The organism is Limnospira sp. PMC 289.06 (assembly GCF_032350395.1).
GTDB lineage: Bacteria > Cyanobacteriota > Cyanobacteriia > Cyanobacteriales > Microcoleaceae > Limnospira > Limnospira platensis.
The window spans coordinates 1-915 of record NZ_JARPLC010000370.1; the positions used below are offsets into that span (position 1 = coordinate 1).

At 45.7% G+C, this 915-nt stretch carries 1 protein-coding gene; it reads right to left on the reverse strand.

Translation table 11 applies throughout. From position 1 onward, the window contains the following. Positions 1 to 756: hypothetical protein (locus tag P5674_RS25255; protein WP_315670429.1), on the reverse strand; the 756-nt coding region annotated here is incomplete at its 3' end. Positions 757 to 915: the final 159 nt, after the last annotated feature.

A 915-nucleotide genomic window follows, 5' to 3' on the forward strand; every position in this document is an offset into this window, starting at 1 on the left:
CCTTTCCGAATCCGAATCCCCAATATCTGCTACCTGGTAACTCTCCTCAGTTTCCGCATCTTCCACCACCTCGGATTGGGAGACCCTTTCCGAATCCGAATCCCCAATATCTGCTACCTGGTAACTCTCCTCAGTTTCCACATCTTCCACCACCTCGGATTGGGAGACAGTTTCTGAGACTGTTTGGAAATCGAAAGTTTTGGCTGATAGTTCTGGATAAATAAGCGTTGATGTTTCTTCAGGTTTAGTATCAGAGGATATAGAAGTTTTTGCCGATTCATGTAATGCTAGCGTTGTAGATGTATCCTTTGACATCTGCGATAAGGTTGTTGATGCTAAATCCGGGGTTGGTTCAGGTTGAAGGGATTGTCCTAAACCCTCAGTTTTAGCCTGTGCTGACCTCAAATAGCGATCGCGCTTTCTCCAGAGCAGAAAAGCAATTAAGACAGCAATAGATAATAGTATTAATAACCACAGGAGAAACTGTCCCGACGATGAAGCAGCCACCAGTCCTGCGGGGTCAGTCCTACTAGGTGCTGATTCTACAGACCTTCCCTCTGAACTCTCCGATAAAGGTTCAGCCTGAGATAAAACCACTTCATTGGTCGCCAACCCAGTCGAGGTCAAAGCCGTTCTCGAACGATTTGGATATAATTGAGCAGAGACCAACCTAGAAGTCGCCAAAGACTTAGGAGCGAGATCAAGGATACAGACCAACGCCAAGGTAGCAATTGATGTTTTTCTTTTATATGACATAAGTGGCAGACCCACAATCGGGATGTTCCAGTCAGCATTACACAGAGCCTGCTCGCATTTTATCATAACAATGTCGCCCCATTTACCAAAGATCCTGGGTCTAAACAGCAATTCTCATTTTGGCGAAAACCTGTTCAAGTCCCCAGCATCCCTGTATCG